General features: G+C 45.5%; 1 protein-coding gene. It reads right to left on the reverse strand.

Annotation, left to right across the window (positions count from 1 at the left end; genetic code table 11):
• Positions 1 to 265: 265 nt before the first annotated feature.
• On the reverse strand, positions 266 to 8,419 hold the full coding sequence (locus tag PCH01S_RS06680) for a non-ribosomal peptide synthetase (RefSeq protein ID WP_042227883.1): 8,154 nt from the start codon (positions 8,417 to 8,419) through the stop codon (positions 266 to 268).
• Position 8,420: the final 1 nt, after the last annotated feature.

Raw genomic sequence — 8,420 nt, forward strand, 5'->3', positions numbered from 1 at the left:
GGTTCTACAGTACTTTTTAGTTGAGTCCGTAAATTTTTTTGTAAAATATCTTCTCCCAATAAATGAAGAGAGCCATATTCAAACTCCTCAAGTTTGTCGAGACAACAAACTAGTGAGGTAGATTTGAAAATGGCTCAATATCAGATTAGCGCAGATTCGAATATTTTGCATTTATTTGCCCGATACCAACGTAGCGAGCAAACTTTTGTATTTGTTGAATTCGTTTTTTTCATTCAGTTCATTTATTACAGGAATGGATCCTATCCTACTTTGTTATTATCTTATCTTTCAAACTGACATGCTGGACAATCTGAATCCATCTTGAAAACAACGATTGAATATAATCCGAATTGAGGGTACGATTTAAAATCTTTGCCTCAAAATAAACAGCTTCTTCATTCATAGTAAAAGAGAATGAGAAATCACAGTATTCCGTATAGCCTTTATCTCCTGTGAACTGATATAAAAACATCGGAAATAACCCATTTTGCTTGTAATCAATAATAAATTTCGCTTGTGTACATTTTGGAGCTGCTTGCTCCTTGTTTTTTACGTTCTCCAACAATACATTCAAATCGTCGTGATTACTGATCTCGAACGATGCAAAAGTATTATTCGCCCCATAGCAAACCGACAGCTCCTGCTGACCTGTCGCCTCGATAACACTATAGGTGTACAGAAACAATAGCCACGACTCCAGTGCTGTCTCGCTCTCTGATTGCATTTCCTTCAGTGCATGAAATAAATCACGATTATCTTGGAAATGGAATACGAATACCTTATTCCTACTACCTAACAGATACGAATCTGGGAACGGAACTTGTGCACATCTCATTGCCGTTTGACTGCTTACATCAATGAACGTTGCCAGTTGAGCGATAGTAGAATTTGCGAATATATCGCCCACTTTTACAATCCCCGGGTACCTTTCTTCGATTCGTGCCAACATACTCATGATTAATAATGAATTTCCGCCTAGTTCAAAGAAATTATCATGAATGCCGATTTGCTCACTCGCAAGAATATCACGCCAAATAGTTACAAGTTCCTTCTCCCTATCGTTTTGCGCGGCAACAAATGTATCGTGTCCCATAAGGGCACGCACGTTTGGCAAAGGCAACCGATGTTTATCCACTTTCCCTGAGCGTGTGACAGGAATTTGCTCCAATTGCATAATAAACGATGGAATCATGTATGACGGAAGGATCTTCTTTAAGTGTTGTTTAATCTCAAATGGATCAACCACTGTATGAGATACTATATACCCACATAACGATTGGATTTCATGATTATTAGTTGCAATTACAACCGCATCTTGGATCCCTTCCAGTTGCCGCAGCGCATTTTCCACTTCTCCCAGCTCTATCCGGAATCCCCTGATCTTCACTTGGTCATCCATACGGCCTAGATAAGCTATGTTCCCGTCCGGCAGCCATTTGGCTAAGTCTCCCGACCGGTACAATTTCCCCTCCCCGTATGGATTCTCAATAAACTTCTCTGCGGTTAGTGCCGGAAGGTTCAAGTATCCTTTTGCCACACCGCTGCCTGCAATGCATAACTCCCCTGGTACACCTATCCCGCATAGCTTCATGCCATCCATAATATAAATCTGCGTATTGCTCGTTGGTTTCCCAATAGGTACAGGATAGGGAATGTCACTCTCTCCATCGTATTCCCAACCAGTTGCCAATACTGTACTTTCCGTCGGTCCATAGGCATTGATATATAGTGTACCGCTCCCTGCCTTTTTGATCATTTCCGCGTTTGCTGCCGATCCCCCAGTCGTCAGTACCCTTAGTCCGCTTATATCCGTCTGCAGATAGTATTGCGGCGGGAGCAACGTCAACGTGATTCCGTTTTTCTTAATAAAGGCGTTAAAGCTGCTCACATCCGATAGAACCCCTTGGGACACGAGGGTTAGCTTTGCACCCAGCAAAAGCGACAGGGTCATCTCCCATACGGAGGCGTCAAATATATAGTTGGCAAACTGAAGCACGTTATCACGCTTCGTCACTTCATACTTCTCCTGCAGGTAACTCCTCATCGCAACTACGCCGCTGTGCGCTAACATCACCCCTTTCGGCTGCCCCGTCGTTCCGGATGTATAGATAATATAAGCCAAATCATCGGGGCCGTTGACTTGCTCCGGATTCTCGTCTTGCCCTTCCCAGAGCTTATCGGCCGCCAGATTAATCGTCGGCAAATCCGTTTCAATCGTAGTTTTATACACAAGCACTGCCTTTGGTTTGCAGTCATTTAGGATAAACCGCATACGCTCTGCCGGAATTGTAGGATCGACGGGCACATACGCACCACCTGCCTTGATGATGCCATACATCCCGGCAATCATCTCCACGCTTCGCTCTGCCACGATCACCACGCGGTCATCAGGTTTAATGTGCAGTCTGCGAAGCGCCCATGCCACTTGGTTGATTTTTCTGTTTAACGCGTCATACGTCACATGGTTGTCTTCATAGACAACGGCGGTTGCATCCGGTCTGTTAGCAACCTGCTCTTCCCATAATGCTGGAATCGTTTTATCCTTTGCATACGGTAAGTACGTGTCATTAAATACACCTAGTATCTGTTCTTTTTCTTCCTCTGTTATTGTCTCAAGTTCAGATAACTTCATTTCTGGGTTTGCTGCTAAGGCATGCAACACATGTTCTAGCCGCGCAAGCATTTGTACAATGTCCTCATTCGCATACACATTCGGATTGTAAAGTATTTCACAGACTATTTTCTCTCCCGACTCGTATGCGCATAACGTCAAGTTGAACGGGGGTTGGTCGCGGGATGACGTAATCTCGTACGTGAAATCTGTTAGCTTATCCTCATCCACATAATAGTTTTCAAACGCATAGAGCACTTGAATCAAGTGCTGTTTCTGCTCCGTCTGTGCTTGAATCTCTGCAAGCGAACAATAGGCATATTGTTCACTTTCCGACCCTTGCTGTTGCATTTCTTTGAGCAGCCTCATTACACTCATGCCTTCTTTGCTCGCTACACGCACGGGGATCGTATTAATAAACAGACCGACGATATCTTCTATTCCACGCACATCGCTTTGCCGTCCAGATGTTACTTTCCCGAATACCACATCTTTTTGTCCGCTGTATGCTTGCAAAACAACTCCCCAGGCCGTTTCCACTATATTACTCACCGTCATTTGATGGGCGGATGTCAGTTCTTTTATCCGCAATCTGTCCTCGGGAGTTAATGTGATCGCTAGGCGCTGTACTTGCTGTTCGCTTTCTTGCGGTGTATACACCGGTTTAATCTCGGCAACTTCTTCATACCCTGCTAATACGTCTGACCAGTAAGACAGCCCTTTTTGTTGATCTTGTTTTTCTAGCCAATTAATATAATCTTCGTAGGATGTCTGATCCTGCTTGTCCTTTATTACCTGCTTCTTTAGATCAGATGTCAAAGCACCTTTTTGCAGCGCTGTATAGAGTCGGTTGAACTCTCCGTATACCGTTGATAGGCACCAACCATCCATAATAATGTGATGAAAATTCCAGATCAATTGATAACAGTCTTTTGACAGTACTACGTGATGTACACGCAATAACGGGTCTTGTGCTAGGTCAAAACCTCGCTGGATTTGACCGTGTGCGATCGCCTCCACCATTTCTGCCTGCACGACTGCTTCTACTCCCGTTAGGTCCGTTCTTTCGTATTCCACTTCCCTCTCTCGGATCACGACTTGTTTCGGCATCGATATATCTTTATGAATAATCGCCGTACGCAGCACTTCGTGCCGTATCGCAAGAAGCCCTAGTGCTTGCTTCACCATGTGCTCATCGGCATAGCCTTGCCCTATAAAAATATTCTGGTTTCTATAGGCTGTCGATTCTGGTTCGGCGATGCTATGGTATAGCATCCCTTTCTGCAATGAAGTGAGTCCGTATATTCGCTCTACCTGAGATGAATCCCCGACTGTTTGTTGAATGACCGATAAATCCGTTCGGGTTAAATCCGCTGCCCGGTAGTCAGACGGTGTCCGAACCGATTCTTTTATCGCTATACAGTGGTCTTTTACCGCAAGTAATGCTGCCATGTATCGTTCACTAAAGGATTGCATCCGATCACTGGATAGATAGGACCGGTTATACCCGATCACCAGCTGCAGCTTTCCATCCAGGATGCCCCCGTTGACGATAATCTTGCGGAAGACGGTATTTTCATCGGCTGACCCTTTGCCCGAACTAAAAAAGTGTAGTTTTCTCCCCTTCGCCTCAGCGTCCATTTGTCCCATGTAGTTAAACATGACTTCAAGCGGTCTGACCGGCAATTGTTCCTGTAATAGACCATATCCAAGGCCTCGGTTCGGGATTTTACGCAGCATCTCTTTGGTTGTAATGATACTTTCTGCTATCTCCTCATGACACGGTACCACCACCGGATATATACTTGTAAACCATCCGACCGTCCGGTCGATATCGATCCGCTTATGAATCGGCTCTCTTCCGTGTCCTTCCATGCCTATCGTTACATCCCTTGCCCCTGTCAGCTTCCTCACGGTCATTCCCAGGGCGCTGATGAGCAAGTCATTGATCTCGGTATTATACGCTCGACTTGCCTGGTGGATAAGCTGTGCGGTTTCTTCCTTATTTAAATGGATCGTGCAGCTGCCATACCCGCTTTCCCCCGTCTGTTCGTCCATCCTTAGTTCGCCTGCCGCCATCTGCGCGGCCACTTGTTCCCAGTACGGCCGTTCTTTTTGCAATAGATGGCTGTCCTTATATTCTGCCAGTGCTTCTGCCCATGCCTTATAGGACGCTGTCTTTGACGGGAATTGGATCTTTGTCCCCTCTTTTACTTGCCGGATGGCTGTGCTGATATCTTCCTGCAGGATACGCCACGATACACCGTCCACCACAAGATGATGGATCCCTAGAAACAGCAGGTTCCCTGCCACTGTCCGGAACATCGCTGCCTTCACCAGCGGCCCTTCTTCTAAGTTAATGCTGCTATGCAGATCCGTACATGCCGCTTCCATGAGCTCTGCTGCTGCTTGTTCTTCGCTATAGTCATACACCTTCAGCTCATACGCTTTGCTGTCTCTCACCTTTACGATCTCTAGCTGACCTTCCCGGTAGACCGATCTCAGGATATCATGATGCGCCATAAGGGCATCCAGCACTTCCCGAAGCTGCTTCTCCTCTTCCAGCTCAATCTCCATCAGCATGTCCTGATTGAAGTGGTGCGGCTTAAGAAGATTCCAGGATGCAAACTCCCTGATGATCGGCGTCAGCGGTACGATGCCACTCACTTCAGCTTGCTCGTACTGTTCCTCTAGGGCAGACTTTTGCGCCGCGTAGCTGATTGCCTCAACCGTATACTTTTGCATAATATCTTTGATTGCGATATGGTACCCTGCGCTTCTTAACTTCGATACGATACGTATCGCCTTGATCGAGTCTCCGCCCAGCTCAAAGAAACTGTCCTGCGTGCCGACCCGCTCTACGCCTAGGACTTCACTAAAGATACTGCACAGCTGCGCTTCAAGTTCGTTTTTCGGAGCCGTGTATGCCTTCTCGCTTACTGCCACGATCTCCGGCAATGCCCGTTTATCCAGCTTGCCATTGCGCGTCACCGGCAGTTGTTCGATCTGCATCATATACGCTGGTACCATATAAGCCGGCAGCACTTCCTCCAAGTCCCGTCTCACCGCTTGCAGCTGGACGACATCTTTCGATATGAGGTAAGCAAACAGCGCTTTCTCTCCATCATGGGTGTCCCGCACGATGACCGCCGCATCTTGGATTCCTTCCAGCTGCCGTAGCGCATTTTCCACTTCTCCCAGCTCTATCCGGAATCCCCTGATCTTCACTTGGTCATCCATACGGCCTAAATAGGCGATGTTCCCGTCCGGCAGCCATTTGGCTAAGTCCCCCGACCGGTACAATTTCCCCTCCCCGTATGGATTCTCAATAAACTTCTCTGCGGTTAGTGCCGGAAGGTTCAAGTATCCTTTTGCCACACCGCTGCCTGCAATGCATAACTCCCCTGGTACACCTATCCCGCATAGCTTCATGTCATCCATAATATAAATTTGCGTATTGCTCGTTGGTTTCCCAATAGGTAGAGGATAGGGAATGTCACTCTCTCCATCGTATTCCCATCCAGTTGCCAATACTGTACTTTCCGTCGGTCCATAGGCATTGATATATCGTGTACCGCTCCCTGCCTTTTTGATCATTTCCGCGTTTGCTGCCGATCCCCCTGTTGTCAGTACCCTTAGTCCGCTTATATCCGTCTGCAGATAGTATTGCGGCGGGAGCAACGTCAACGTGATTCCGTTTTTCTTAATAAAGGCGTTAAAGCTGCTCACATCCGATAGAACCCCTTGGGACACGAGGGTTAGCTTTGCACCCAGCAAAAGCGACAGGGTCATCTCCCATACGGAGGCGTCAAATATATAGTTGGCAAACTGAAGCACGTTATCTTGCTGCGTCACTTCATACTTCTCCTGCAGGTAACTCCTCATCGCAACTACGCCGCTGTGCGCTAACATCACCCCTTTCGGCTGCCCCGTCGTTCCGGATGTATAGATAATATAAGCCAAATCATCGGGGCGGTTGACTTGCTCCGGATTTTCACCTTGCCCTTCCCAGAGCTTATCGTCCGCCAGATTAATCGTCGGCAAATCCGTTTCAATCGTAGTTTTATACACAAGTACTGCCTTTGGTTTGCAGTCATTTAGGATAAACCGCATACGCTCTGCTGGGATTGTAGGATCGACCGGCACATACGCACCACCTGCCTTGATGATGCCATACATCCCGGCAATCATCTCCACACTTCGCTCGGCCACGATAACCACCCGGTCATCAGGTTTAATGTGCAGTCTGCGAAGCGCCCATGCCACTTGGTTGATTTTTCTGTTTAACGCGTCATACGTCACATGGTTGTCTTCATAGACAACGGCGGTTGCATCCGGTCTGTTAGCAACCTGCTCTTCCCATAATGCTGGAATCGTTTTATCCTTTGCATACGGTAAGTACGTGTCATTAAATACACCTAGTATCTGTTCTTTTTCTTCCTCTGTTATTGTCTCAAGTTCAGATAGCTTCATTTCTGGATTGTTGGCGAAAGAGAGTAAGACAGCTTGTAAGCGCAATAACATGGCTTCTATTTCCCTTGATCCATAATGATTTGACGCATACTGCATCTGAAAACGCAAATACCCGTGTTCATTATTTACGATTAAGACTAAATCATAATTAGTTTGCTCCCGATAAGCTTCTATTTTTAACCCAAGTCCCTCACTGTGCTGTGTCAATAAAGTCTCATCAAGCTCATAATTTTCAAAGGCATATAAGTACTTAATCAACTCTGATTTTTGCTTCGTTAAACTCATAATCTGTTGTAAGGGACAGTAAGAATAAGCTGTACTTTTCGTCCCTTGTAGCTGCGTGCTGCGCAAAACTTCAACAACCCTATCCTCTTCTTTATACCTGATTCTTGCGGGAATCGTCACGATAAATGGACCCACAATTTTTTCAATTCCTCTGATTGCAACATGCCTGCCTGAAATTACCTTGCCATAAACAACATCTTTGGCACCAGTATACGCTTGCAGTACAATTCCCCAGGCTGTTTCCACAATCGTATTCATTGTAATATGATGGGTCGCAACGAGATTTTGCAAACTTGCCGTCTGTTCTTTAGATAATTTCATTTCACTCAAAGAAACGGTTTCCACCTCTAATGGCGTTTGCTCCATTGACTTTATATCCGCTGTTCCATCATAGTCAGATAATAATTGTTCCCAATACGCAATTCCTTCACTAGCATTTTGCTGCTCCAGCCACTTCACATAATCTCCATATTTTTCGATTCTCTTCTTGTCAGTTTCCACTATCGACATGATAGATGGCAAGCTCTTTCCATTTTCAAGCATGTCATAATACGTTTTGAAATCACTGAACAAAATAGATAAACTCCAACCATCAATAATGATGTGATGAATAGTCCATAACATCTTATATTGGTTTGCTCCAAAATGAACGAGCTTAACCCTTAATAAAGAATCGCGTTGTAGATCAAACCCGCGCTTCACATCAAGTTGCGCAATCATATCCATTTCATTGTTTCGATCATATGCCGCAATATCCGATAAATCTATCCGTTCATATTCTATTGTCCGGTTCTTGAGTATAATTTGTCTTGGCATAGTCAATTTCTCATATACGATGGAGGTTCTTAAAACGTCATGCTTCATCGTTACAAGTTGTATTGCCTCTTCTACCTTTTGTTCATTAATCAGACCGTTCAGTTCAAAACGATGCTGAACGACATAAGCGGTAGAATCACCATTCGCCAGCTTATGATACAGCATCCCTTCCTGTACTGGGGTAAGAGAGTAAATATTTTCAATATTAGAACCTAAAACCATTTTTGAACTCATG

The organism is Paenibacillus chitinolyticus NBRC 15660 (assembly GCF_000739915.1).
GTDB classification, from domain to species: Bacteria; Bacillota; Bacilli; order Paenibacillales; family NBRC-103111; genus Paenibacillus_F; species Paenibacillus_F chitinolyticus.

Excerpts from the sequence above, each read along its gene's own strand:
- PCH01S_RS06680 (WP_042227883.1), bottom strand. The coding sequence starts at position 8,419 with ATGAGTTCAAAAATGGTTTTAGGTTCTAATATTGAAAATATTTACTCT.